Here is a 22,717-nt window from a genome sequence, read left to right as displayed (position 1 = left end):
AACGCCGCGACGTCACGGCAATATTGTTGTCGCGCGGGGGGCTTATCGGTTAGGGCAGGCAGGGTCAAAGCCCATTTTGGGTTTAGCGCGCCGCAGCGGCGGGAATCAGGGGTCATGCTGAGTCTTCCGAACATCCTGACATTGTCGCGCATTTTGGCGGTGCCCATCCTGCTGTTCCTGCTGTGGCCGGGGGTGGTCGAAGGATCGCACCAGCCCAAGCCGATCGATTATGCGCTGGCGTTCGGTTTATACTGCCTGATGGGCATTACCGATTATTTTGACGGTTATGTGGCACGCTCGCGCGGCATTGTATCGCGGTTGGGGGCTTTCCTCGACCCGATCGCCGACAAGATCATGATCGCGGCAGTCATCCTGTTGCTGGTGTTCACCCGCGACATCGCGGGTTACCATGTCATTGCGGCGCTGATGATCCTGCTGCGCGAAATCATTGTGTCGGGGCTGCGCGAGTTTCTGGCGACGTTGCAGGTTTCGATGCCGGTCACCCAGCTGGCGAAATGGAAAACGACGTTCCAGCTCGTGTCGTTCGGCGCGCTGATCCTGGCCGGAGCGCTCCCCGCGTTCGAGTGGGTCAAGACGGTCGGGCTGGCGACGCTGTGGGGCGCGGCGGTACTGACGCTGATCACCGGCTGGGATTATCTGCGCGTCGGCCTAAAGCATATGGACTAGCGCGATGGCGCTCAACATTTCCTATTTCGCCTGGGTGCGCGAGCGGATGGGGACGGCCGACGAGGTCGTCGACCTGCCTGTCGGCATAACCGACCTGACCGCGCTGCTGTCGTGGTTGGCGGCGCGCGATGCGCGCGGGGCGTTGGCCTTTGCCGAACCCCATCGTATTCGCGCTGCAATCGATGGCGTGATGATGGGACCGGGCGCGCCGCTCGCCGGTGCGCGCGAGGTTGCACTGTTCCCGCCGGTGACGGGCGGATGATCCGCGTCGCGATGCAGGCGGCGGCGATCGACGTCGGTGCCGAACTCGACCTGCACGACGCGGGCGGCCATGGCGCGAGTGCCAGCTTTATCGGCCGGGTGCGCGGTGATGACGGGCTGGTCGAACTGTTCCTGGAGCATCATCCGGTGATGACCGAAGCGGGGCTGGGCGATCTGGCGCATGCGGCGGCTGATCGGTGGCGACTCGCGGCGCTGACGCTGATCCACCGCGTCGGCGCGATGGCGCCGGGCGACACGATCGTGCTGGTGCTGGCAAGCAGTTCGCATCGCAGCGAGGCGCTGGCGGCGTGCGAGTTTCTGATCGACCGGCTGAAGACCGACGTGATGCTGTGGAAGCGTGAGACGTTTGGCGATGGGCGCGTGGCGTGGGTCGAGGCGCGGGCGGGGGATGTGGTGCGGGCGGAGCGGTGGGGGTAACCTCAATCCGTCATCCCGGCGAAGGCCGGGATCTCACCCCGTCGCCATAACGCACTGGCGAGATCCCGGCCTTCGCCGGGATGACGAACGATTTGGAGGCGCCTAACCCTCCCGATGTTTCCGGAAAATATCGGCCAGCATTTTGAACTCGTCGGCGCGCGGGCTGCCCTTGCGCCAGACCAGCGCGATCGTGCGCCAGTCATGATCCGAATCGAGCGGGCGGGTGTCGATGTCGGTGTGGTCGAGGATTCCGGCTTCGATCGCCATTTGCGGCAGCATGGTGATGCCCAGGCCATTGTCGACCATCTGGACCAACGTATGGAGCGACGTCCCCATCATCCGCGCCCCGGCGCGCAGTTCGGGACGATTGCACGCGGCCAGCGCATGATCCTTCAGGCAATGACCGTCTTCGAGCATCAGCATCTGCGCCGGGTCGATCTGGTCGGCGCTGACCATCGCGGGCAGCTCTTCGGACTGGTCGCCCGGGAAGGCGACGAACAGTGCATCGTCGAACAGCGGTTCGCTCTCGACGTCGCCGCACGCATAGGGCAGCGCGAGGAGGACGCAGTCGACGGTACCGTGATGGAGCGACTCGCACGCCTGCGCGCTGGGTTCTTCGCGCAGGAACAGCTTGAGCGCGGGGCGTTCCTTGCGCAGCAGGCGGAGCATGCCGGGGAGCAGGAAGGGCGCGATGGTCGGGATGACGCTCATCCGGAGTTCGCCGACCAGCGGCGCCGCGGCGGCGGCGGCCATGTCGGACAGCTCCTCGGCCTCGCGCAACACGCGGTGCGCCTTTTCGACGATCGCGTTGCCCAGCCCGGTAAAGCGTACGACGCGGCGGGTGCGCTCGACCAGCGTCTGGCCGAGCAGGGTTTCCAGCTCGCGGATCCCCGCCGACAGCGTCGATTGGGTGACGTTGCACGCGTCGGCGGCGCGGCCGAAATGGCCATGCTCGTGCAACGCGACGAGATATTGCATCTGCTTCAGCGTGGGGAGATAGTTGGACATTGATCGGATATAGCCATGAACCAGGTCGTTTTGAATGGTTTTGTCGATAATTATTCGTCGCCATATTGGTGGCGATTGTTGCCGCTAGCGGCGGCGCCGTGATAGCCAACAGGATCGGACAAAGCGGAGGGGCGGATGGCAATTTCCCGTTTTCTGATCGGCGGCGTGGCCAGCGCGCTGCTGCTGACCGGCGGCCTGTTCCTGTGGGCGGGCTATACGCAGGTTGCCGAGAAGGAACTGCTGCCCGATCCGCCGCCTGCTTTGGCCGCGATCCCGGTAGCCGGGCCGAATGCCCCGACGCGCGGGCCGGCGCCGCCCGCCTTGCCCGCCGCGAAGGAGGCGTCGCGCGAGGAACGGCGCTTCAATCGCTTCGACCGCGATCGCAACGATCGGATCAGCCGCGTCGAACTGATGTCGTCGCGGACGGCGGCGTTCCGCAAGCTCGACAAGGACGGCAATAATCTGCTGACCTTCGAGGAATGGGCGGCGGCGACGGGCGCACGCTTTGCCGGGGCCGACGGCGACAGGTCGGGCGATCTGACGCGCGCGGAGTTTGCGACGACGGCGCCGAAGCGCGCGGCGAAGGCGAAGTGTAGCTGCTAGGCGGCGACGCTGTCGGCGACCTTTACCCAATCCGCCAGCGCGGCGCCCGCGCGCTGGGTATAGCCGAGCTTGCGATCCTTCTTGCGAACCTCGTCGGCGAGTGGCGGGAACAGGCCGAAGTTGACGTTCATCGGCTGGTAGCTCGCGGCATCGGCGCCGCCGGTGATATGGCCGAGCAGTGCGCCAAGCGCGGTCTGGGGCGGCGGCGGGGGCAGCGTGCGGCCCGCGAGTTCGGCGGCGGCAAAGCGGGCGGCGATGAGGCCGATCGCGGCGCTTTCGACATAGCCCTCGCAGCCGGTGATCTGCCCGGCGAAACGGATGTGCGGCGCCGATTTCAAACGAAGCTGGCTGTCGAGCAATTCGGGCGAGCGGATGAAGCTGTTGCGGTGAAGCCCGCCGAGGCGCGCGAACTCGGCCTTTTCGAGCCCCGGGATGGTGCGGAACAGTTCGACCTGTGCGGCATGTTTGAGCTTGGTCTGGAACCCGACCATGTTCCACAGCGTGCCGAGCGCATTGTCCTGGCGGAGCTGGACGACCGCATAGGGCCAGCGCCCGGTGCGCGGATTGTCAAGGCCGACGCCCTTCATCGGGCCGAAGCGGAGCGTTTCGACGCCGCGTTCGGCCATCACCTCGATCGGCATGCAGCCTTCGAAATAGGACGTGTCTTTTTCCCAGTCCTTGAACTCGGTCTTGTCGCCGTCGATCAACCCTTGGACGAAGGCGTGATATTGATCCTTGTCCATCGGACAGTTGATATAATCCTTGCCGTCACCGATCGGCCCAACCTTGTCCCAGCGGCTGGCCATCCACGCGATGTCCATGTCGATGCTGTCGCGATAGACGATGGGGGCGATGGCGTCGAAAAAGGCAAGCGCGTCCTTGCCCGTCGCGGTGCCGATGCTGTCGGCAAGCGCGGCGGCGGTGAGCGGGCCGGTGGCGACGATGGTCAGGCCTGCGCTGGGCAGCGTGTCGATGCGTTCGCGGACGATGGTGACGTTCGGATGCGCTTCGAGCGCGCGGGTGACGCCGCCCGCAAACAGGTCGCGGTCGACCGCCAGCGCCGATCCCGCGGGCACCTTGGTCGCATCGGCCTCGCGCATGATGATCGAGCCGAGCGCGCGCATCTCGCGGTGGAGCAGGCCGACGGCATTGCTGTCACCGTCGTCGCTGCGAAAGCTGTTCGAGCACACCATTTCGGCGAGCGCGTCGCCTTGGTGCGCCGGGGTCATGTCGCCGCCGCCGCGCATTTCGGAGAGGCGGACGCGATACCCCGCCTCGGCGAGCTGCCACGCGGCCTCGGACCCGGCGAGGCCGCCGCCGATGATGTGCACGTCGTATTCCGCCATTTACCCTATCCGTTGACTTGCGACCAATCTGCCGCGCACTAGGCGCGTTGGGGACAAGATGCAAAGGGGCGAGCATGACGGAACAGGGTGCGGGCGACGCTTGGGACCGGGCGCGGTGGCTGTGGCTGGCAGCGCTGGTCGGCGGGATCAGCTATTTCGCGGCGGTCTATATGCGGCTCGACGGGCCGATGATCTGGGCGTGGAAGGCGTCGGGGGTCGGGCTGCTCGCGGTCTGGGCCGCGATGAACGCACGGAGCACGGACGGAAAGCTGATCGCGGCGGTGCTGGCGTTCGGGGCGCTCGGCGACTGGCTGCTCGATGCGGTCGGGATGCTGGCGGGCGCAGCGGCGTTCGCGACCGGGCATCTGATCGCGATCATCCTCTATCTGCGCAACCGGCGGCCCAGCCTGACATCGTCGCAGAAGCTGCTGGCGTGGGTGCTCGTGCCGCTGGCGCTGCTGATCGCGTGGGGACTGACGCGCGGCGCGGAGGCGGCGCTGATGGCCGCGGCGATTGCGTACACCGGCGGGGTGGCGATCATGGCGGCGACCGCCTGGACCAGCCGCTTTCCACGCTATCGGACCGGGATCGGCGCGATGATGTTCCTGGCAAGCGACCTGTTCATCTTTGCCGGGGAGGGCGGGGCGCTGAGCAAGGATGTGACCTTGTGGCTGGTGTGGCCGCTGTATTTTGGCGGACAGGCGCTGATTGCCTGGGGCGTGGTGAGCGCGCTGGCCAAGGACAAACTGCCCTAGCATCTTTATCCTCTCTCCCCTTGAGGGAGAGATACGAAGGCTTGGCAGCTTGCTGCCTAGCCGCAGTTGAGAGGGGGTACGCCCGCCGGTATCCAACCCCTCACCAAGCTTCGCTAGCGCCTTTCGGAGCAAGCTGCGCTATCCTCTCCCTCATGGGGAGAGGAGTTTAGGTCGATCCCTCACCCCTCCCACGCCGCGATCGTCGTGCGATGCAGCAGCCGGTCATAACCGTCGTAGCCGCCGGTGGCGCGGTGCAGAACCGAGCGGTTGTCCCACATCACCAGCATGTCGGGCTCCCACTGGTGCGCGTAACGAAATTCCTCGCGCCCCTGCCACTGGATGAGTTCATAGAGCAAAGGCAGCGCCTCGGCATCGTCCAGACCATCGAAGCCGATGATGTAACCGGCGCAACCGAACAGGCCGGGACGGCCGGTTTCGGGGTGCGCGCGAATGAAGGGATGGCGCTGGGTTTCCAGCGCTTCGTCGCCCGAGCGGATGTCCATGCTGCGGTCCTTGTCATTCGCGCCGTACATGCCCGACGGCGCATAGCCGGCGCGGGCGCTATGGATCGCCTGCAAGCCTTCGATCCTTGAACGTAGCGCGGCAGGCATCGCGTCGAGCGCCGCGTGCTGGTTCGCAAATTCGGTGTTGCCACCGACGGGCGGGATGGTGATGCCGAAAAGGCAGGTGCCTGCGGGCGGCCGCGCCTGGAAGCTCCAGTCGCTGTGCCAGTTTTCGGCAAACAGCGGCGCGGTCTCGTCGGCGCGGCGCCGGACCGCGATGACATGCTGGCGGCCGGGGATCGGACGGATGAAGGGATCGTCGCCGAAGCCGCCGAAATAGCGGGTGAAGCGTTCCAGATCATCGTCGCTCATTTTCTGGTCGGGGAAGGCGAGGACGTGATGGTCGAGCCAGGCGGCGCGGATGGCGGCCACGGTGGCAGGGTCGAGCGGCTGGGTCAAATCGACGCCGGCGACGCGCGCGCCGCAGGCCTGCCCGCTGGGGGTGATGGTCAGGGTCATGGCGCCATGCTGCGCCGATTGGCCGGTGCGGTCAATCGGGCGCGGCGGACTGCCCCGAAACATCGCCGAAACGATGCAGGCGCGGCGCAATGGCGCGCCCAGTTCAGCCCAGCGCCATCTTTGCTTTCCTAATTTTGGCCAAGGGGTCGAATTTGGAGAAGAAGATGTTCCAGCTCAAGAAACTCGCGCTCGCGGCGCTCATCGGCGCCGGTACGATCACCGCGCTGCCGACTGAAGCCGACGCGCGCGACCGGCATCACCGCCACGGCTATTATGGTGACCGCAGCGACTATCGCGATTACCGGCGCGATTATCGCCGCGACTATCGGCGTGACTACCGACGCAGCCATTATCGCGACCGGCGCTATTATTGCGGCCGCAGCAGCGGCACCACCGGGTTGATCGTCGGCGGCGCGGCGGGCGCGTTGCTCGGCCGCGAAGTCGATCGTTACGGCGATCGCGCTCCCGGCACGATCATCGGTGCCGCCGCAGGCGCGCTGATCGGCCGCGAAATAGATCGCGGCGGGCGTCGCTGCTGATCGGCGTCGGTCACTGAACGGAACCGGAGCCGCTTGGCCGCGACGGTTCCGTTCAGAGCCCTTGACCGCCGGTGATTGCAGTCTGCGCGGCAGGCGATACTATGGCCCCGCGGGTGATTTTCCCGCCACCCGGACGGAGGCCGCCGATGAAAATGCTGATCAAACTGGCGATTGGGCTGGGCTCTGGCCTGTCGTTGGCAACGCTTCCGGCGCAGGACACGGCGGCCCGTCAGCAAGGCGCGAAGGCGCCCGACTTTACCCTGAGCGCGGCGCTGGCCGGAAAACCCATCCGCCTGTCGCTTGGCCAGATGCTGAAAAAGGGCCCGGTCGTCCTCTATTTCTTCCCCGCTGCTTTCACGCCCGGCTGCACGATGGAGGCGCATCTGTTTGCCGAGGCGAGCGATGATTTCGCCAAGCTGGGTGCGCGCGTCGTCGGCGTCACTGCGGGCAATATCGAACGCGTCGCCGAATTTTCGAAATCCGAATGCCGCGACAAATTTGCCGTGGCGGCGGACCCCGGCGCCACGGTCGCGGCGCGTTACAACGCCGTGATGCAGCGTCCCGACGGCACCCGGCTGTCGAACCGGACGTCCTTCGTGATCGCGCCGAACGGCACGATCCTGCTGCGCTATACCGACAGCAAACCGCAGGCACATGTCGAAAAGACGATGGCGGCGGTGCGCGCGTGGAAGGCGAAGCGACGGTAGGTTTGAGATGACGGGAAAATGACTGGGTGCGTTCGCGCGGGGGAACCCGACCGACTGCCCTTTCTCCCAATCAGCCAACCGTTTCGAAAGCGCACCCTACCGCTTCATGCACTGGCGCACATCGTCGCGCTCGTACTCGCTGCAATTCCACAGCGCCTTTTCGAACCCCGCCTTGTCGTCGCGGAGGTAGGAAAAGCTCATCGCTGCGCGCTGCGTGTCGCTCATCGCGTCGCTGTCGGGTTTGAGGGTCGGGTTGGTCCAGCCCATGAACTTGCAATAGGGCTTGTCGCCGCAAAGCCGCAGCGCGGTCGTCACGAAGCTCTCGGGCGCCGCCTTGCGGTCGAGCTGGGTGTAGATGGTGTCGCGGCCCACGCTTTCGCCTGCGCCCGCCACGACGCGCGCTTCGCCGACCGCGGCGTTGGCGTCGACGCCGGTCGCGAGCTCGGTCGGCAGGCCCAGCGCCATGGCGTGGAGCGGCGAGATGGCGGCGAGTTTGGCCACCGGACCGTCGCCGCCCGATACTGCGCCGCGGAATGCGCCGGGGGTGCCCCAATAGCCCGGCCAGCGGAAGAACAGATGCGTGTCGACGATCGCGATCTTTTCGAGGCTGTCGCTCCAATAGGGGCGCACCCAGTCGGTGTGATAATGTGTCGCGAGGCCGACGGGTGGGTAGGTGCCGCCCGACAGCATCAGGTCGGCATTATTGCGCGCGCGCTGCCACGCGGCGTCCGAATAGCGGCGGCTTAGCGCGCCATCGCAGGTGAAGGTGAACTGGCAGCCGGTGACGCGCTCCGATCCCTGAAAGACGACGCCACAGATCGATTTGGGGAAGGCGGGATGGCGGGCGCGATTGATGACGACCTGACCGACGGCCTGCTGGCCCCTCGCGTCGTCACCCGCCTCATACAGCATCGCGGCGGCGAGGCAGTCGCGTGCGCGCGCCTTGGCATCGCCATTTCCGGCGTAGATGAAGGGACGCGGGGCAATGAAGCCCTTTGTAATGAGGGCGATGCGCGCGTTGGCAGCGCGGGCGTCATCCTCCGCGACCGGGGCGAATTCCATCGGCAGCACGTCGGGGACGACGTCGGCGGGCGGCGCGACCGGGTGCGGGCGCGCGGTCAAGGCCCGCTCGGGGTTTCGGCCGCTGGCATAAAGGACGAGCGCGATCGCGGCCGCGGCCAGCAGCACGAACAGCCAACCGGACCAGTCGCGCCATATTGGCCACGCTGCTTGATCGCCATCGGGGCGCATGAACCGGCCTCAGATCTCCGGCAGGAAATCGGGGACCGAGAGGTAGCGCTCGCCGGTATCATAGTTGAAGCCAAGCACGCGCGTGCCCGACGGCAGCTCGCCGAGCTTCTGCGCGATTGCGGCGAGGGTGGCGCCCGACGAGATGCCGACGAGCATGCCTTCCTCGGTCGCGGCGCGGCGGGCGAAATCCTTCGCCGCGCCAGCGTCGACCTTGATCACCCCGTCGAGCAGGTCGGTGTGGAGGTTGCGCGGGATGAAGCCCGCGCCGATGCCCTGGATCGGGTGCGGGGCAGGCTGGCCGCCCGAAATGACCGGCGAAGCTTCGGGCTCGACCGCGAACACCTTGAGGTTCGGCCAATGTTGTTTGAGGAACTGCGCGGTGCCGGTGATGTGGCCGCCGGTGCCGACGCCGGTGATCAGAACGTCGATCGGGCTGTCCCTGAAATCGGCGAGGATTTCAGGGCCGGTCGTGCGGACATGGACGTCGATATTGGCTTCATTTTCGAACTGCTGCGGCATCCACGCGCCGGGGGTCGTCTCGACGAGCTCGATCGCGCGCTCGATCGCGCCCTTCATGCCCTTTTCGCGCGGGGTCAGGTCAAAGGTCGCGCCATAGGCGAGCATCAACCGGCGGCGCTCGACCGACATGCTTTCGGGCATAACGAGGACGAGCTTGTAGCCCTTGACCGCGGCGGCCATCGCGAGACCGATGCCGGTGTTCCCCGACGTCGGCTCGACGATGGTGCCGCCGGCTGTCAGGCTGCCATCCTTTTCGGCTGCCTCGATCATCGCGAGGCCGATGCGATCCTTGATCGATCCGCCGGGGTTGCTGCGTTCCGACTTCACCCAGACTTCGGCGCCCGGAAACAGCTTGGCCAGACGGATGTGCGGCGTGTTGCCGATGGTATCGAGGATCGAATTGGCTTTCATGATCGGTGCGCTCTTTCGTTGAATTCGAAACGCGGGTCGCGGCGGACGCGGTTTGGCCAGTCGCCGGCGCGGAGCCAGCGGGCCTCGTCCGCCAGCACCGGCGTCGGCGCAGGTTGTAACGAGGCGAGCAGATACTGTCCATAAGGCCAGTCCCCGATACCCGAGTCGGCGTTGATATGGCCGAAGGGACCGGCGTTGACGAACCGCGCGTCCCAGTGCCGCGACAGGCGCCAGACATGCGGGGTTTTTGCGTAGGGATCATCGTCGCTGGCGACGACGATCATCGGCGTCTGCGACGACAGCGCGGGCGAATCGGCAAAGCCCGCGATACGATGATTGCGGCGCAGCTGCGTCAGGTCGGGCGGGGCGACGAGCAGTGCGCCGACAATGCGGTCGCGCGCGACGCTGCTCGCCCCCGCGAACCAGTGGGCAAAAGCGTGACAGCCGAGGCTGTGCGCGACGATCAGGACCGGATCGGGTTCAACGTCGATCGCGTCGGCGATCCGGTCGACCCATAGGTCCTTGTCGGGGGCATCCCATTGCCCAAGCTCGATGCGCTCGCATCGCGCGAAGCGGCGTTCCCACAAGCTTTGCCAGTGGGTCGGGCCGCTGTTGTTAAGTCCGGGGATCGTCAGGATTTTGTGCTGGATAGTCAGGGGATGCATGGCGGTCGCTCCATTTAAGGGGGAGGGGAAACCGCGGTGACGGGTGGAGGAAATTTAACTCAATCGAACCAATTGACAATAGCGGATAGATGGACCGACGGGCAAATGCGTTGAACCGATTGCGCTAACCCGTCGGCTGCTTGAATTGCGGTTCAAAGGTTCGGGCGCGCCGCAGCTCGGGAAATATCCACGCCCACAGCGCCGTGACGCCGATCGCTGCGACGCCGCCGACGACGATCGCAGGGATCGGGCCGAAGGCCGCCGCCATCGATCCCGCGCGCATTTCGCCAAGCTCGTTCGACGCCGAAATCGCCAGCCCCGACACCGCGCTGACACGGCCGCGCATATGATCGGGGGTGTTGAGCTGAATCAGCGTCCCGCGCACGAACACCGAGAACATGTCAGCCGCGCCCATCAGCACGAGCAGGCCGAGCGAGAGGAAGAAGTTCGTCGAAAAGCCGAAGGCGACGGTCCCCGCTCCGAAGGCGGCGACCGCCCACAGCATCTTGACCCCAACGTTTCGTTCGATCGGGCGGACGGCGAGCCCGAGCGCGATGATTGCGGCGCCGACCGCGGGGGCCGCGCGCAGGAAACCGAGCCCTTCCGAACCCGTCTGCAAGATGTCGCGCGCGAACACGGGCAGCAGCGCCGTCGCACCCGACAGGATGACTGCGAACAGGTCGAGGGTGATCGTGCCGAGGAGAAAGCGCTCGCGCCAAGTGAATTGCAACCCGTCGGCCATCTCGCGCAAGGGGTGGCGGCGGACCTCGCTGGGAGGCGGCAGCACCGGGCGCACGCGGCTGATCGTAAAGGCCGAGAGGGCGAGCAGAATGGCGGAAAAGACATAGACCGATGCGGGATGCGCGGCATAGATCAGCCCGCCCGCGGCAGGGCCCACGACCGATGCCGACTGCCATGCGATGCTGCTCATCGCGATCGCGCGGGGCAGGACGGCGGGCGGGACGATGTTCGGCGCGATTGCGCTCATCGCGGGACCGACAAAGACGCGCGCGACGCCGTGCAGCGCGGCGAGGGCAAAGAGCAGCGGCAGGGTAAGACCGTCCGTCCAGGTGTACCAGCCGAGCAGGACGGCGATGGCGAGGTCGATCATATTGGCAAAGATCGCAACCTTGCGCCGCTCGAACCGGTCTGCGACCCAGCCCGCTACCGGGGTCAGGATTGCCAACGGTATGAACTGGACCAGCCCGAGCAGGCCGAGCTGGAACGAAGCCTCGCGGATCGACATGCCGTAATCGGTGCGCGCGGTGTCATAAAGCTGGTACCCGATGACCACGACCATCGCCATCGTCGCCATCACCGCCGTGAAGCGCGCAAGCCAATAATAGCGATAGTCGGGAAAGCTGAGTGGGGACGGCGTTTTGGGTGTCGCGTCCGGCAGGGCCGGTTCTACACCTTCGGGGGGAGGGATCGTCGCCATTGCGCTTTGCCCTAAACGGCTTTTTGTCGCTGTCCAGAGGGGTTGCTGGTGCCGTTCGTCGATTATCGGATGTCAACGGCCAGCAGGAATGCCAGTAACAGGCTGCTGGGAATACAGGGAGATAGCCGAATGACACGCAATTTTGTCCGTTTTGGCGGCGCGGCCATGGCCGGTGCACTGTTGGTGCTGACCGCGTGCAACGCATCGGACAACAAGTCCGCGACCGCGCCGAGCGCAGCAAGCTGGACCGAATTTCGCGACCAGTTCCTGGCCGGTTATTTCCCGCTCAATCCGAATTTCGCGGTCTATCAGGGCAAGCATGAGTTTGACGGGCAACTGCCCGACTGGTCGCCCGAAGGGCTGGAGAAGCAGGCGGCCTATCTGGAAAAGGCGATTGCCGACGCCAAGGCGTTCGACGGCGCGATGACCGACGCCGAAAAATTCGAGCGCGACTATCTGGTCCATGTCGCGCAAGGCCAGCTGTTCTTCCTGCGCGACACCGATTTCGCACAGAAGAACCCGTCCTTCTACACCGGCGCGCTCGACCCCAATGTCTATATTGCGCGGCCCTATGCCGATGCGACGACGCGGATGAAGGCGTTCATCGCCTATGCCGAGAAAGTTCCGGCAGCCGCCGCGCAGATCAAGGCGAATTTGAAGCTGCCGCTGCCCGCAACCTTCGTCAAATATGGAACCGCCGGGTTCGGCGGCTTCGCCGATTATTACACCGGCGACGCCAAGGCCGCTTTTGCCGAGGTGAAGGACGCGGCGCTGCAGACGCAGTTTGACGAGGCCGCCGCCAAAGCCGGTGCGGCGATGAGCGATCTGGCCAAATATGTCGGATCGCAGCCGGGTACGCCCGACGGCTATGCGCTGGGCGCCGACAAATTTGCGAAGATGATCCTGACCAACGAGGGCGTCGATACCCCGCTGGACGAGTTGGAGCGCATCGGACAGGCCGATCTCAAGCGCAATCAGGATGCGCTGAAGGCCGCCTGTGCGACCTATGCCGCGGGAATGACGATCGGCGACTGCATGAAGAAGATGGGCGCCGACAAGGCCGCCGATGGCCCGGTCGCCGAGGCGCGGCGCCAGTTGCCGACGCTGCGGGCGTTCCTGATCGAGAAGGATCTGGTGACGATCCCGGGTACCGAACAGGCCAAGGTCGAGGAATCACCGCCGTATAATCGGCAGAACAGCGCCTATATCGACATTCCGGGGCCTTTTGAAAAAGGGCTGCCATCGGTCTATTACATCTCGCCGCCCGACCCGGCGTGGGACAAGGCAACGCAGGATGCGTTCGTCCCCGGACGAAAGGATCTGATGTTCACATCGGTCCACGAAGTGTGGCCGGGCCACTTCCTCAACTTCCTCCATTCGAACCGTGCGGAGAGCATCTTTGGCAAGCTTTTCGTCGGCTATGCCTTTGCAGAGGGCTGGGCGCATTATGCCGAGGAGATGATGTGGGAAGCGGGGCTGGGCGAGGGCGATCCCGAAACGCATATTGGCCAGCTGTCGAACGCGCTGTTACGCAACTGCCGTTACCTGTCGGCGATCGGCCTGCACACCAAGGGAATGACCGTCGCGGACTCCGAAAAGCTGTTCAAGGAGCAATGCTATCAGGATGAGGGCAATGCACGACAGCAGGCGGCGCGCGGCACCTATGATCCGCTGTACCTCAACTATACGATGGGCAAGCTGATGATCCGCAAGCTTCGCGAGGACTGGACGAAAGGCGACCGGACCAAGTGGAAGGCCTTCCACGACGAGTTCCTCTCCTACGGCGGCCCGCCGATCCCGATGGCACGCGCGGCGATGATGAAAGAGGATGCGCCGAAGGCTGTTTTCTGAGGCTGACAATGCGACGGGACCAGGATCGCCCTTGAGCGAGCCACGTTTCCTCTTCCTCGTCATCCCGGCCTTCGCCGGGATGACAGCTCAAGAAGCCAACGCGGTCATGCCGTTTAGTCCGCTGGTGCCCGCAGCCGGGCGACAAAGAAACCGTCGAGCCCGCCAGCATCGCCCAGCATACCGGGCAGGGTGCGGGCGAACCCGCTTGCGTCGGGCGTCACCGCATCTGGCAGTTCATCTGCCTGCACGCGATCGATCCGCCATGTCGGGTGATGCGCGAGAAAGGCTTCGATCTGCTCCTCGCCCTCGGTGCGTTCAAGCGAACAGGTGGCGTAGACCAGCGTGCCGCCGGGCTTGACCCAGCCCGCGGCGCGCGCGAGCAATTCGCCTTGCAGCACCGCCATCTCGTCGATCTGGCGCTGCTCCACCCGGTGCAGCACGTCAGGGTGTCGGCGGAAGATGCCGGTCGCCGAACAGGGCGCGTCGAGCAGCACCGCGTCGGCGGGTTCGGCAGGCGCCCATGATCGGATGTCGGCCTGCACTATGTCGGCCGCCAGCCCCGTGCGCGCCATATTGGCACCGAGTCGTTCTAGGCGTTTGGCGCTGGCATCGACCGCGACGACATGCCAGCCCGCGCCCGCCAGCTGCATCGTCTTGCCACCGGGAGCCGCGCACAGGTCGAGCACGGTGCGCCCGTCGCCGGAACCGAGCAGCCGCGCGGGCAGGGTTGCGGCCAGATCCTGAATCCACCAGCCGCCTTCGCGGTATCCCGGCATCGCCTCGACCGCCTGGCCGCGCGGCAGGCGGCGATGGCGCGGTGCGAGCGACACGGCATCGGGCCATTCGTCGGCGCCCGGTTCCGCGGCGAAGCTCAGGTCGATCGGCGGCGGCGAACTCCACCCGGCCTCCGCCGCTTCGACGATCGCCAGGCTCCATTGCTCGGCCCATCGTTCGGCGGTGGGCAGCGGCAGGGTGGCGCGGTCGGGGAGCTGCCAATCGTCCTGCTGCGCGCGCGACAGGATCGCGTGAACCAGTCGGCGCGGGCCGCCCGCGACGAGCGGCAGCGCGGTCGCCACCACCGCATGCGCAGGGCTTTTGAGCACGAGCAACTGCGCCAGGGCGATCCGCAAGACGGCGCGCGATTTGACGTCTTCGGGCAATATCTGCGCGGTCGCGCTGTCGATCAGCGCATCGATATCGACCATCCACCGCAAGGTTTCGGATGCGATCGCCACGGCAAAGGCGCGGTCGGCGCCGGTCAGACCCTGCGCCGCGGCATGCATCGCGACGTCGAGTGAATCGCCGCGGCGCAGGATGGCGTCGACCAGCCGCAGCGCAGCGCGGCGCGGCGCGGTGCCCGGGGGATCGGGCTCATGTCCCCCGCGCTGCCTGGGGCGCCGCGAGCGATCAACCATGACGATAATCGGCGAGGCTGGCGTGATGCATGAAAAATCCTATATGATGCGCGTTATGACTGACCGCAGCGAAACAGACACGATCGGCGGAACGCCGCGCGCGGTGCAGCGTCCAGCGCATGTGAAGGCGCCCGCCGAATGGACGGCCAGCCCGGTACCACGCCCCGAACCGATCTGCGAGGAAAAGGCCGAGGATCAGCCCGGCGGCCGCAATCCGGTGCGCTATGGCGACTGGGAGCTGAAAGGGATCGCCGTCGATTTCTGACGTGACCGCAGCCGGGCGCGTCAAAAAGGGTTCATCCGCCCCATCAGCCCGTTGCGATCGACAAACTGATGCTTCAGCGCCGCGAGGATGTGCACGGCGGCGAGTCCAAGCATGGCGAGCCCCAACACCTCATGCCGGTCGTGCATGACGTCGGCCAGCCCCTCGTTCGCCGCGACGATCGTCGGAATGGTCGCCACCCCGAAAAAGTCGATTGGTCGATCCGCGGCGGACATCCAGACCCAGCCCGACAGCGGGAGCAGGATCAGCAGCGCGTAGAACAGGAAATGCACCGCCCCGGCGAACAGTCGTTGCCAGGCTGGCGTCGTCACCGGCAGCGGCGGCGGCTTGTGGCCTAGCCGCCACAGGATGCGGAGAATCGTCAGCCCCAGAACGGCAATGCCCAGCGCCTTGTGCACATCCATCGCCGCACGATGCGTTTCGCGCGGCATGTCTTCAGTCAGCATGGCAAGGCCGATATTGGCGATCACCGCCAGTCCGATCAGCCAGTGAAGCCAGATGGCCACCCTGGTGTAACGCGAACCGGCGGTGCCGGTGGTTTCTGCCAGGGTAGCCATATGATTCATGCTCCTCAGATTGCCGGCATTTCCTGCATGTCCGGCACCTTGCCAGCTTTGACCTGCTCGGCAAAGACTTCGCGCATCAGTTGCAGCGAGAAAAGATGCGCAAAGATCAGGCCGAGGATGCCGTTCTGCATCATCTTGCGCAGCACGTCGCCGCGCAGTTCGCGCAGCTTGTTCTCGTCGACCATCTGGAAACCGCGATAGATATAGGGCTTGTCGACGCCTTCCTGCTGGATGCTGACTTCGCCTTCCATCAGCAGGTCGGCCTTTTTCAATTCTTCCATGAACAGACCGGTGCGCTGGCCGGCCTCTTCGAAATTCTTGCAGAATTCAAGGATCGCCTCGACCGGCTGGGTGGGCTGGCCGTTTTCGAACAGCGCATCGCCTTCGTCGAACTTGCCGATCGCGTTCGAGGTCGGATCAAAGCACAGCGACAATTCTTCCGAACCCTGCTGCAGCCGGGCCAGCATGAATGGATAGCGGCGCACATAGGCAGGGACATAGACCGGGTTGATCAGCTTGCCATTGTCGTCGACGAAGGTGTTCACGCCTTCGTTCAGGCCCATCAGCGCCAGCGGCACAGGATTGTCGCCCGCCGAAAAGACGATGGGAAAAAAGCGGCACGCCGAAACAAACTCGTCCGACGTCAGCGGAACCGCGTGCTGATTGATCAGAAAATCGGCATTGTCCATCGGACGCGCGTGGAAATCGGCATGCTCGACGCTCGAAAGCGGCATCAGATCCTTGTAGAACAGCGGCAGGTTGGAAGGGGCGGGCGCAGTGGCCATGACAAAACTCCGGTAGGACGCCCCGACCAGCCGGGACGCAAAAGATAACAGCGCGCCTTATTGACCCGCGCCGCGCGGCGCAAGGGGGCGATGATAGGCGGCGGTTACGGCATCAGCCGATCAGCTTGCCGGGATTTAGAATCCCCGCCGGATCGAGACCGGCCTTGATCGCGCGCAGCGCAGCCAGTCGCGCAGGGCTGTCGAGTTCGGCCATGACGTCGCGTTTCAGCTGGCCGATGCCATGTTCGGCGGACAGCGAACCGCCGAGTTCGATGACATGCGCATAGACGAGGCGGCTGACCCCGGCGCCATGCTCTGCCAGCCACGCCGCGCCGTCGGTCCCCACCGGCGGTTGGACATGATGGTGGACATTGCCATCGCCGAGATGCCCGAACGACAACGCGCGGGCGCCGGGGAAGGCCGCGGCCAGCCGCGCCGGATTGTCAGCGACGAAGGTCGGCATCAGGTCGACCGGGACGCTGACGTCATGCTGCAGCGCTGGACCCTCGGCGCGTTCCGCCTCTGAAATGGAGTCGCGCAGGCGCCAGAAATCGTCGCTTTCGCGATCGTTCTTGGCGATCACGACGTCGCGGATCAGCCCCGCATTGAGCGCCGTGGCAAGTTGGCGTTCGAGCGCATCGCTCAATTCCTGTTGATTGTCGCCCGCGAGCTCGGCGAGCACATACCAGGGATGCGGCGCGGCGATCGGGGCGCGGGTTTGCGGAATGTGGCGCAGCACCGCATCCAGGCAGGCGTGCGGAATGATCTCGAATCCTTCAAGTTCGCGTCCGATGCTGGCGTCGAGCTGGCGAAGGAGGCGTAGCGCCTGCTCCGGCGAATCGATCGCGATCCACGCGGTGCAGCGAGCGATCGCCGCCGGAACGAGGTGCAGCGTCGCGGCGGTCACGATGCCAAGCGTCCCTTCCGCACCGCAGAGCAGGTGCCGCAGGTCGTAGCCGCGATTGTCCTTCTTGAGCGGTGCGAGGCCGTCAAAGATGCTGCCGTCGGGCAGGACCGCCTCGATCCCCGCAACCAGCGCGCGCATCGTGCCGTGACGCAGCACCTGGGTGCCGCCGGCATTGGTCGACACGAGGCCGCCGATCGTCGCGGACCCCTTGCCGCCCAAGGTGAGCGGAAAGCGCAGCCCGTGCGCAAGCGCGGCATGATGAAAGGTCTCCAGAATGACACCCGCCTCGGCCACCGCAACCTGCGCCGCTGCATCGATGCTGCGGATCCGGTTCATGCGGCGTAGGCTCAGCAGCAGCTGGTTGCCGCCGGGGTCGGGGGTAGCGCCGCCAACCATGCCGCTATTGCCGCCCTGCGGCACCAGCGCCGCCTGTTCCGCGGCGCACAGGCGTACGGCCGCCGCGACCTCTTCGGTCGACCCCGGCGACAACATCGCCGCGGCGCGTCCGGTATATTTGCCGCGCCAGTCGGTCAGCCAGGGCGCCATGCTATCGGCGTCGGCCGTATAGCCCTTGGGTCCCAGCAACGCGGCCAGACGAGCGAGCAGATCGGGCGATGGCGCCGGGCTCATGCCTTGTTTTCCCACCTTGCGGCGGCGCGCGGGCGAATATAGTTCATTTGATGTTCAATCATGGCTGTTAAGGCGGGATTGGATGAATACCGAATTTTCGTCCAGAGGGTTTGGACGCGGGAGCAAAGAGTGACCAGCAATTTCGATCAGGACGCCGAAGGAGCGGCAGCGCGCTGGTGCTGACGGCGGCGGCCCTGTGGATTGCGGCGGCAGCCCCGGCGGGCGATGCTTTGCCGCCGGTCGCCGCGCCCGAACCGCTGGTCGCGCTGACCGCGCCGACGCCCGAACAGATCAGCGCGTTCTGGCAGGTGGTGATCGAACAGCAATTGATCATTCGCGTTCCGGCGCAGCGTTCGCAGCTCAACAATTTCGCCGCTGGACCGATGCCGTCGCGGCGTGCGACCGAAATCCCGATCGTCTGGAAAGAGAAAAAGGCGCCCAAATGTGTGGCCATGCGCAACATCATGGGGATGCAGGCAACCCAGCGCGACAGCATCGACATCATCACCCGGCAGAAGCAGCGACTGCGTGCGCAGCTCAATCGGGGATGCCGGGCGCTCGACTTTTATGCCGGTTTCTACATGCAGGGCAGCAAGGACGGTAACTTGTGCGAGGATCGCGATCAGATCCACGCGCGAACCGGCGCCAAATGCGAAATCGACAAGTTTCGATTGATGGTTCCGGTCCGCGACGACGATTGATTGCGCAATTCGTCGCCATTTCTTGACTTTTCATCGCCATTTGCCCAAGGCCCGCGCAGCGCCGCCTGCGTGGAAGGCTGAGCGTCACCTCTTTTTCCGGACATGATACCTCATGAAATTTGCCGAGATCGGCCTTTCCGACGAACTGTTACGCGCCATCGACGAGTCGGGCTATGACGAAGCGACGCCGATTCAGGCGGGGGTGATCCCCTCGGTCCTGATGATGCGCGACATTATCGGCATTGCCCAGACGGGTACCGGAAAGACCGCATCGTTCGTTTTGCCGATGATCGATATCCTGGCCCACGGTCGCGCGCGGGCGCGGATGCCGCGGTCGCTGATCCTGGCGCCGACGCGCGAACTCGCGGCGCAGGTGGCCGAAAATTTTGAAAAATACGGCAAATATCACAAGCTTTCGATGGCGCTGTTGATCGGCGGGGTCCAGATGGGCGATCAGGTGAAGGCGCTGGAAAAGGGCGTCGACGTGCTGATCGCGACGCCGGGCCGCCTGATGGACCTGTTCGAACGCGGCAAGATCCTGCTCACCGGGTGCAACCTGCTGGTGATCGACGAAGCCGATCGCATGCTCGACATGGGGTTCATCCCCGACATCGAGAATATCTGCACCAAATTGCCGGCAAACCGTCAGACCCTGCTGTTCTCGGCGACGATGCCCGCACCGATCAAGCGGCTGGCCGACAAATTCCTGTCGAACCCGAAAACGGTCGAAGTCGCGCGCCCGGCAAGCCGAAACGAGAATATCGAACAGTTTCTGGTCAAGACATCGGAACGCGGCAAGCGCGATACCCTGCGCGGCTTGCTCGAAGCGGAGGACGTCAACACCGCGATCATCTTTTGCAACCGCAAGACGACGGTGCGAGAATTGGCGAAGGTGCTCCAGCGTTCGGGCTATAGCGCGGGCGAGATCCAAGGCGACATGGACCAGTCGAGCCGCACCGCCGAACTCGACCGGTTCAAGAACGGCACGATCAACATCCTCGTCGCCTCCGACGTCGCGGCGCGCGGCCTCGACGTCAAGGGCGTCAGCCATGTTTTCAACTTCGACGCCCCGTGGCACCCCGACGATTATGTCCACCGCATCGGCCGCACGGGGCGCGCTGGCGCCAAGGGCCGCGCATTCACGCTGGCGACCCCGTCGGATGACGAGGCGATCGACAATATCCAGAAACTGACCGGCTATAAAATTCCGGTCCATGGTGGTGATGCCGTCTCAGCCGACGGCGCCCCTGCGGCACCCCGCGAAGCGGACGACAAGCCGCGCCGAGCGCGCTCGGAGCGTGGTGCCCGCGGTCGCGGTGCCAAGGCGGACAAGGTTGCAGAGCAGCCGCGCGACGAAGCCAAAGCCGCCCCGGCCAAGGCGACGAAGTCGCGCGACGATCGCAAGTCGGCCGCGCCGTCAAAGTCGAAACCTGCGCCGCGGCACGACGATCAGGATGGCCCCGACGACGGCTGGAACGGCCCGACCCCAAGCTTCCTGTCAGTCGGTTTCGGAAGCTAAGGGATAAAGCAGGTCAGGCCCGTCAGAGCTTGACCAGCATCTTCCCCATATTGGCGCCGGAAAACAGGCCGAGGAAGGCGTCAGGCGCTGATTCAATCCCGTTGTGCACCGTTTCGCGGATCGTGACCGCACCGCTGGCGATCAGGCCGCCCATGTCGGCGTAAAATTCTTCCATGCAGTCGAAGAACTGGTCGGTGTAAATAAAGCCTTCCATGCGGATCCGCGCCGGGATCGAACGGATGAGATATTTCATCTCCTGCGCCTTGCCGTCATTATAGACGTCGATCATCCCGCAGATCGCAAAACGTGCGAAATCATTGGCCGTCGCAAAGGCGGCGTCGAGATGTTCGCCGCCGACATTGTCGAAATAGACGTCAATCCCCGGTTTGCCGAGGTCGCCGAGCGCCTGCGCCAGCCCCGCAAGCACCGGGCCAGCCTTGTAATCGACCATCGCATCGGCCCCAAGTTCCTTGACCCATGCGCATTTTTCCGCTCCGCCAGCCGAACCGATAACCGTCATCTCGCGCGCCTTGGCGATCTGGACCACCGCCGACCCGACCGCGCCCGCCGCGGCCGACACGAACACCACATCGCCCGGTTTCGCTGCGGCGACGCGGAGCAGCCCGATCCACGCGGTGCCGCCGGTCAGGCCCATATTGTGCAGGAAGGTCTGCGGCGTCATCCCCGCGTCCAGCGCCGCGCGCGGCAGCTTGTTCGGCATCATGTCGAGTCCGACGACGCCGCCGTCGCGCCAGCCGCCCATGTGCAGGATCAGGTCGCCGGGCGCGAAACCGTCCATTCGGCTCTCGGTCACCTCGCCGATGGCGCCGCCCGTCATCGGTTGGTCGAGCTGGAAGCTCGCGGCATAGCTTTTGGCGTCGTTCATCCGCCCGCGCATATAGGGATCGACCGACAGCCACAGGTTGCGCACGCGCAGCTGATCGGGTTCCAGCGCCGTATCGGGCATCTCGCGCAGCGCGAAATTGTCCATCGTCGGCAGCCCCTGTGGGCGGCTGATCAAATGCCAGGCTTTGCTCATCGGATCCCCATTCCCTGATTTGCGCGGCAATGACGGCGATGGTCAGAAAAGCCGTTGCCAACTGTGATGCGGTGCGTTTATGACGCCGCGGTCGCGGGGCCGTAGCTCAGATGGGAGAGCGCTGCAATCGCACTGCAGAGGTCAGGGGTTCGATTCCCCTCGGCTCCACCAGCGACCCAATCTGCCCCCACGTCCGGTCAGCCCGCGTAATCGCGGATCATGTTCTTCGCGATGACTAGCTGTTGGATCTGCGTCGTTCCTTCATAAATGCGGTAAATGCGGCAGTCGCGATAGAAGCGCTCGGCCAGATATTCCTTCAGATAGCCGGCGCCGCCGTGGATCTGGACCACCCGGTCGGCGACGCGGCCGCACATTTCGCTGGCGAACATCTTGGTTGCGGCGGCCTCGACCAGGATTTTCTCGCCGCGATCGGCGCGCGCGCAGGCGTCGTTCAGCATGCAGTCGGCGGCATAGATTTCGGCCTTGCTGTCGGCAAGCATCGCCTGGATCAGCTGGAAATTGGCGATCGGTTCGCCAAATGCCTTGCGCTCCATCGCATATTTGAGCCCCGCGTCGAGCATCCGCTTGGCATAGCCGACGCTGGCGGCCGCAACCGACAGGCGCCCATTGTCGAGGCTCTGCATCGCGGCGCGAAAGCCGATGCCTTCCTCGCCGCCGAGCAGCGCGTCGCCGTCGACATGAACGTCTTCCAGGATGACATCGGCGATCTGTGATCCGGCCTGGCCCATTTTGCCATCGGGCTTGCCGATCGAGACGCCGGGCGCATCGCGCGGGACAAGGAACGCGCTGACGTGCGCGTTCTTGGGCAGCGGCTCGACATTGGTGCGCGCCATCACAAGGATCATGTCGGCAAAGGGCGCATTGGTAATATAGCGTTTGGTGCCGTTCAGCACATAGCCATTGCCGTCGCGTACCGCGCGGGTCTTCATCGCTGCGCTGTCCGATCCGCTGTCGGGCTCGGTCAGGCCAAAGGCTGCAATGCTGCCCGTCGCCAGCTTGGGCAGCCAATATTCCTTCTGTTGCTCGGTACCAAAGCCGAGCAGCGATTTGCACACCATGCCGATGTTGATTGATACGATCGAGCGATAGGCCGGTGAGGCATAGGCGATTTCACGGATGAAGCCGACATATTGGCTGATATTCATGCCCGCACCGCCATATTGTTCGGGCATGGTCACCCCGAACAGGCCCATGTCGCGCATTTCGGCCAAGATGTCGTCGGGGACGCGGCCCAGCTCTTCAAGCTGGTCCTCCGCCGGGATCAGTCGCTCGCGAACATAGCGCTGCAACTGCTCGATAAAGGCGTCGTAGATGTCGGCGTCCATTCCCGGATTGGTCATTATTTTCCTG

General features: G+C 65.0%; 24 protein-coding genes and 1 tRNA gene. 12 read left to right on the top strand and 13 right to left on the bottom strand.

All coding sequences use genetic code 11. The annotated features are described in order from the left end of the window. The first annotated feature begins 114 nt into the window (after nucleotides 1-114). The 3 genes from pgsA to SPYCW_RS07970 are packed head-to-tail and all read left to right on the top strand — an operon-like array spanning nucleotide 115 to nucleotide 1,386. Entirely contained in the window at nucleotides 115-687 is a 573-nt protein-coding gene (pgsA, locus tag SPYCW_RS07980; RefSeq protein ID WP_120216338.1) for a CDP-diacylglycerol--glycerol-3-phosphate 3-phosphatidyltransferase, read from the top strand. A 4-nt stretch (nucleotides 688-691) separates the two neighbouring features. Further along, on the top strand, nucleotides 692-949 hold the full coding sequence (locus SPYCW_RS07975) for a MoaD/ThiS family protein (protein ID WP_120216337.1): 258 nt from the start codon (nucleotides 692-694) through the stop codon (nucleotides 947-949). After that, nucleotides 946-1,386 (top strand): molybdenum cofactor biosynthesis protein MoaE, encoded by a 441-nt coding sequence (locus tag SPYCW_RS07970; RefSeq protein WP_120216336.1) that lies wholly within the window; start codon nucleotides 946-948, stop codon nucleotides 1,384-1,386. Before SPYCW_RS07975 ends, SPYCW_RS07970 begins: the two co-directional genes overlap by 4 nt. A gap of 102 nt (nucleotides 1,387-1,488) precedes the next feature. On the opposite strand, the gene SPYCW_RS07965 is transcribed toward SPYCW_RS07970, so the two are convergent. After that, the gene (locus SPYCW_RS07965; protein WP_120216335.1) at nucleotides 1,489-2,394 is read right to left on the bottom strand and encodes a hydrogen peroxide-inducible genes activator; all 906 of its coding nucleotides are present in this window, start codon (nucleotides 2,392-2,394) and stop codon (nucleotides 1,489-1,491) included. A gap of 135 nt (nucleotides 2,395-2,529) precedes the next feature. Between SPYCW_RS07965 and SPYCW_RS07960 the strand changes: the two genes are divergently transcribed. Beyond that, nucleotides 2,530-2,997, top strand: a complete 468-nt coding sequence (locus tag SPYCW_RS07960) for an EF-hand domain-containing protein (protein ID WP_172595450.1) — start codon at nucleotides 2,530-2,532, stop codon at nucleotides 2,995-2,997. On the opposite strand, the gene trmFO is transcribed toward SPYCW_RS07960, so the two are convergent. Next, complete coding sequence (gene trmFO / locus SPYCW_RS07955; protein WP_120216334.1) at nucleotides 2,994-4,343, bottom strand: methylenetetrahydrofolate--tRNA-(uracil(54)-C(5))-methyltransferase (FADH(2)-oxidizing) TrmFO; 1,350 nt, start codon at nucleotides 4,341-4,343, stop codon at nucleotides 2,994-2,996. The genes SPYCW_RS07960 and trmFO overlap by 4 nt on opposite strands. A gap of 74 nt (nucleotides 4,344-4,417) precedes the next feature. On the opposite strand from trmFO, the gene SPYCW_RS07950 reads away from it, so the two are divergent. Continuing rightward, a complete protein-coding gene (locus tag SPYCW_RS07950) occupies nucleotides 4,418-5,098 on the top strand; it encodes a lysoplasmalogenase (RefSeq protein WP_120216333.1) in 681 nt (226 codons plus the stop codon). A gap of 179 nt (nucleotides 5,099-5,277) precedes the next feature. On the opposite strand, the gene SPYCW_RS07945 is transcribed toward SPYCW_RS07950, so the two are convergent. Further along, the gene (locus tag SPYCW_RS07945) at nucleotides 5,278-6,120 is read right to left on the bottom strand and encodes a TauD/TfdA dioxygenase family protein (RefSeq protein ID WP_120218183.1); all 843 of its coding nucleotides are present in this window, start codon (nucleotides 6,118-6,120) and stop codon (nucleotides 5,278-5,280) included. Nucleotides 6,121-6,272: 152 nt separating this feature from the next. On the opposite strand from SPYCW_RS07945, the gene SPYCW_RS07940 reads away from it, so the two are divergent. Then, entirely contained in the window at nucleotides 6,273-6,659 is a 387-nt protein-coding gene (locus SPYCW_RS07940) for a glycine zipper 2TM domain-containing protein (RefSeq protein WP_232014879.1), read from the top strand. 146 nt (nucleotides 6,660-6,805) lie between these two features. After that, nucleotides 6,806-7,366 (top strand): peroxiredoxin, encoded by a 561-nt coding sequence (locus SPYCW_RS07935; protein ID WP_120216332.1) that lies wholly within the window; start codon nucleotides 6,806-6,808, stop codon nucleotides 7,364-7,366. A 96-nt stretch (nucleotides 7,367-7,462) separates the two neighbouring features. On the opposite strand, the gene SPYCW_RS07930 is transcribed toward SPYCW_RS07935, so the two are convergent. The 4 genes from SPYCW_RS07930 to SPYCW_RS07915 all read right to left on the bottom strand — a co-directional run bounded on the left by SPYCW_RS07930 (nucleotide 7,463) and on the right by SPYCW_RS07915 (nucleotide 11,650). Then, on the bottom strand, nucleotides 7,463-8,617 hold the full coding sequence (locus SPYCW_RS07930) for a cell wall hydrolase (protein ID WP_120216331.1): 1,155 nt from the start codon (nucleotides 8,615-8,617) through the stop codon (nucleotides 7,463-7,465). A gap of 9 nt (nucleotides 8,618-8,626) precedes the next feature. Then, entirely contained in the window at nucleotides 8,627-9,547 is a 921-nt protein-coding gene (cysK, locus tag SPYCW_RS07925; RefSeq protein ID WP_120216330.1) for a cysteine synthase A, read from the bottom strand. Then, nucleotides 9,544-10,212 (bottom strand): RBBP9/YdeN family alpha/beta hydrolase, encoded by a 669-nt coding sequence (locus tag SPYCW_RS07920; RefSeq protein ID WP_120216329.1) that lies wholly within the window; start codon nucleotides 10,210-10,212, stop codon nucleotides 9,544-9,546. Before SPYCW_RS07920 ends, cysK begins: the two co-directional genes overlap by 4 nt. A 124-nt stretch (nucleotides 10,213-10,336) precedes the next feature. Continuing rightward, entirely contained in the window at nucleotides 10,337-11,650 is a 1,314-nt protein-coding gene (locus tag SPYCW_RS07915; protein WP_120216328.1) for an MFS transporter, read from the bottom strand. Between the two features lie 129 nt (nucleotides 11,651-11,779). Between SPYCW_RS07915 and SPYCW_RS07910 the strand changes: the two genes are divergently transcribed. Beyond that, on the top strand, nucleotides 11,780-13,501 hold the full coding sequence (locus SPYCW_RS07910; RefSeq protein WP_120216327.1) for a DUF885 domain-containing protein: 1,722 nt from the start codon (nucleotides 11,780-11,782) through the stop codon (nucleotides 13,499-13,501). A 113-nt stretch (nucleotides 13,502-13,614) separates the two neighbouring features. Here the strand turns inward: SPYCW_RS07910 and SPYCW_RS07905 are convergent, their stop codons facing one another. Beyond that, a complete protein-coding gene (locus tag SPYCW_RS07905) occupies nucleotides 13,615-14,916 on the bottom strand; it encodes an RsmB/NOP family class I SAM-dependent RNA methyltransferase (protein ID WP_120216326.1) in 1,302 nt (433 codons plus the stop codon). Here SPYCW_RS07905 and SPYCW_RS07900 point away from each other — a divergent pair. After that, nucleotides 14,915-15,181, top strand: a complete 267-nt coding sequence (locus tag SPYCW_RS07900) for a DUF1674 domain-containing protein (RefSeq protein WP_331852392.1) — start codon at nucleotides 14,915-14,917, stop codon at nucleotides 15,179-15,181. The genes SPYCW_RS07905 and SPYCW_RS07900 overlap by 2 nt on opposite strands. A 20-nt stretch (nucleotides 15,182-15,201) precedes the next feature. Here the strand turns inward: SPYCW_RS07900 and SPYCW_RS07895 are convergent, their stop codons facing one another. The 3 genes from SPYCW_RS07895 to SPYCW_RS07885 form a co-directional block, all read right to left on the bottom strand. After that, nucleotides 15,202-15,756 carry a cytochrome b gene (locus SPYCW_RS07895; protein WP_172595449.1) on the bottom strand — a complete coding sequence of 185 codons (555 nt, stop codon included), beginning with the start codon at nucleotides 15,754-15,756 and terminating at the stop codon, nucleotides 15,202-15,204. Nucleotides 15,757-15,770: 14 nt separating this feature from the next. Next, nucleotides 15,771-16,550, bottom strand: a complete 780-nt coding sequence (locus SPYCW_RS07890) for a SapC family protein (protein WP_120216324.1) — start codon at nucleotides 16,548-16,550, stop codon at nucleotides 15,771-15,773. 112 nt (nucleotides 16,551-16,662) lie between these two features. Continuing rightward, a complete protein-coding gene (locus SPYCW_RS07885; RefSeq protein WP_120216323.1) occupies nucleotides 16,663-18,087 on the bottom strand; it encodes an FAD-binding oxidoreductase in 1,425 nt (474 codons plus the stop codon). Between the two features lie 176 nt (nucleotides 18,088-18,263). Here SPYCW_RS07885 and SPYCW_RS07880 point away from each other — a divergent pair, with 176 nt between their 5' ends. Both SPYCW_RS07880 and SPYCW_RS07875 read left to right on the top strand, forming a co-directional pair. After that, a complete protein-coding gene (locus SPYCW_RS07880) occupies nucleotides 18,264-18,788 on the top strand; it encodes a hypothetical protein (RefSeq protein WP_120216322.1) in 525 nt (174 codons plus the stop codon). Nucleotides 18,789-18,900: 112 nt separating this feature from the next. Beyond that, nucleotides 18,901-20,307, top strand: a complete 1,407-nt coding sequence (locus SPYCW_RS07875; protein WP_120216321.1) for a DEAD/DEAH box helicase — start codon at nucleotides 18,901-18,903, stop codon at nucleotides 20,305-20,307. 22 nt (nucleotides 20,308-20,329) lie between these two features. Here the strand turns inward: SPYCW_RS07875 and SPYCW_RS07870 are convergent, their stop codons facing one another. Continuing rightward, the gene (locus SPYCW_RS07870) at nucleotides 20,330-21,346 is read right to left on the bottom strand and encodes an NADP-dependent oxidoreductase (RefSeq protein ID WP_120216320.1); all 1,017 of its coding nucleotides are present in this window, start codon (nucleotides 21,344-21,346) and stop codon (nucleotides 20,330-20,332) included. A 95-nt stretch (nucleotides 21,347-21,441) separates the two neighbouring features. Here SPYCW_RS07870 and SPYCW_RS07865 point away from each other — a divergent pair. Continuing rightward, a tRNA-Ala gene (locus tag SPYCW_RS07865) sits at nucleotides 21,442-21,517 on the top strand. 26 nt (nucleotides 21,518-21,543) lie between these two features. On the opposite strand, the gene SPYCW_RS07860 is transcribed toward SPYCW_RS07865, so the two are convergent. Beyond that, nucleotides 21,544-22,707 carry an acyl-CoA dehydrogenase family protein gene (locus SPYCW_RS07860; protein ID WP_120216319.1) on the bottom strand — a complete coding sequence of 388 codons (1,164 nt, stop codon included), beginning with the start codon at nucleotides 22,705-22,707 and terminating at the stop codon, nucleotides 21,544-21,546. Nucleotides 22,708-22,717 lie beyond the last annotated feature (10 nt).

It is taken from the genome of Sphingopyxis sp. EG6, from assembly GCF_003609815.1.
Lineage (GTDB): Bacteria > Pseudomonadota > Alphaproteobacteria > Sphingomonadales > Sphingomonadaceae > Sphingopyxis.
Note: the sequence above shows the minus strand (reverse complement) of the source record. Positions and strands in the feature narration are given on the sequence as shown.

Bases quoted from the DNA above. Each gene is read 5' to 3' on its own strand.
- SPYCW_RS07870 (WP_120216320.1), bottom strand. From the start codon at position 21,346: ATGAGCAAAGCCTGGCATTTGATCAGCCGCCCACAGGGGCTGCCGACG.
- SPYCW_RS07935 (WP_120216332.1), top strand. From the start codon at position 6,806: ATGAAAATGCTGATCAAACTGGCGATTGGGCTGGGCTCTGGCCTGTCG.
- cysK (WP_120216330.1), bottom strand. From the start codon at position 9,547: ATGAAAGCCAATTCGATCCTCGATACCATCGGCAACACGCCGCACATC.
- pgsA (WP_120216338.1), top strand. From the start codon at position 115: ATGCTGAGTCTTCCGAACATCCTGACATTGTCGCGCATTTTGGCGGTG.
- SPYCW_RS07930 (WP_120216331.1), bottom strand. From the start codon at position 8,617: ATGCGCCCCGATGGCGATCAAGCAGCGTGGCCAATATGGCGCGACTGG.
- SPYCW_RS07860 (WP_120216319.1), bottom strand. From the start codon at position 22,707: ATGACCAATCCGGGAATGGACGCCGACATCTACGACGCCTTTATCGAG.
- trmFO (WP_120216334.1), bottom strand. From the start codon at position 4,343: ATGGCGGAATACGACGTGCACATCATCGGCGGCGGCCTCGCCGGGTCC.
- SPYCW_RS07885 (WP_120216323.1), bottom strand. From the start codon at position 18,087: ATGAGCCCGGCGCCATCGCCCGATCTGCTCGCTCGTCTGGCCGCGTTG.
- SPYCW_RS07950 (WP_120216333.1), top strand. From the start codon at position 4,418: ATGACGGAACAGGGTGCGGGCGACGCTTGGGACCGGGCGCGGTGGCTG.
- SPYCW_RS07905 (WP_120216326.1), bottom strand. From the start codon at position 14,916: ATGGTTGATCGCTCGCGGCGCCCCAGGCAGCGCGGGGGACATGAGCCC.
- SPYCW_RS07915 (WP_120216328.1), bottom strand. From the start codon at position 11,650: ATGGCGACGATCCCTCCCCCCGAAGGTGTAGAACCGGCCCTGCCGGAC.
- SPYCW_RS07920 (WP_120216329.1), bottom strand. From the start codon at position 10,212: ATGCATCCCCTGACTATCCAGCACAAAATCCTGACGATCCCCGGACTT.
- SPYCW_RS07890 (WP_120216324.1), bottom strand. From the start codon at position 16,550: ATGGCCACTGCGCCCGCCCCTTCCAACCTGCCGCTGTTCTACAAGGAT.
- SPYCW_RS07900 (WP_331852392.1), top strand. From the start codon at position 14,915: ATGACGATAATCGGCGAGGCTGGCGTGATGCATGAAAAATCCTATATG.
- SPYCW_RS07965 (WP_120216335.1), bottom strand. From the start codon at position 2,394: ATGTCCAACTATCTCCCCACGCTGAAGCAGATGCAATATCTCGTCGCG.
- SPYCW_RS07910 (WP_120216327.1), top strand. From the start codon at position 11,780: ATGACACGCAATTTTGTCCGTTTTGGCGGCGCGGCCATGGCCGGTGCA.
- SPYCW_RS07945 (WP_120218183.1), bottom strand. From the start codon at position 6,120: ATGACCCTGACCATCACCCCCAGCGGGCAGGCCTGCGGCGCGCGCGTC.
- SPYCW_RS07875 (WP_120216321.1), top strand. From the start codon at position 18,901: ATGAAATTTGCCGAGATCGGCCTTTCCGACGAACTGTTACGCGCCATC.
- SPYCW_RS07960 (WP_172595450.1), top strand. From the start codon at position 2,530: ATGGCAATTTCCCGTTTTCTGATCGGCGGCGTGGCCAGCGCGCTGCTG.
- SPYCW_RS07895 (WP_172595449.1), bottom strand. From the start codon at position 15,756: ATGGCTACCCTGGCAGAAACCACCGGCACCGCCGGTTCGCGTTACACC.
- SPYCW_RS07975 (WP_120216337.1), top strand. From the start codon at position 692: ATGGCGCTCAACATTTCCTATTTCGCCTGGGTGCGCGAGCGGATGGGG.
- SPYCW_RS07970 (WP_120216336.1), top strand. From the start codon at position 946: ATGATCCGCGTCGCGATGCAGGCGGCGGCGATCGACGTCGGTGCCGAA.